Origin of the sequence: Comamonas sp. B-9, assembly GCF_000410635.1 — a bacterium.
Classification (GTDB): domain Bacteria; phylum Pseudomonadota; class Gammaproteobacteria; order Burkholderiales; family Burkholderiaceae_C; genus Comamonas.
Genome location: NZ_APCR01000547.1, coordinates 1 through 317 on the forward strand (window position 1 = coordinate 1; position 317 = coordinate 317).

General features: G+C 68.5%; 1 protein-coding gene and 1 pseudogene. Both read right to left on the bottom strand.

Annotated features, from left to right (window positions below; translation table 11 throughout):
* Positions 1-153, bottom strand: a pseudogene (locus H928_RS33030) (conjugal transfer protein TrbI); the annotation flags it as partial.
* Positions 154-155: 2 nt separating this feature from the next.
* Positions 156-317: TrbG/VirB9 family P-type conjugative transfer protein (locus H928_RS30630; protein WP_373604906.1), on the bottom strand; the 162-nt coding region annotated here is incomplete at its 5' end.

Below are 317 nucleotides of genomic sequence, written 5' to 3' on the forward strand. Positions count from 1 at the left end.
GAGCACGGCGACCGACAGGCCGCCGGTGAGCATGGCCAGCGTGCGCCGGTTCAGGCGCGTGACCGGGCGCGGCTGGGCGCGCAACGCCATCGCTTCGGGCGCCGCCTTGCCCCCCTGAGAAGTGGCATGGTCGGGGGTGTTGTCTTGGCTCATGCTCAATTCCTCCGTGCCACGCCATCGGTGCGCTCAATTCGCACCACGGCGCCCTTATCGCCACCCAGGCGCAGCTCGGCCGCACCAAACAGCCGATCCACGATGTAGTACGGCGAGCGGAAGCGGTAGTTCACCAGTTGTCCGTCGCCTTGCGCGCCGATCAC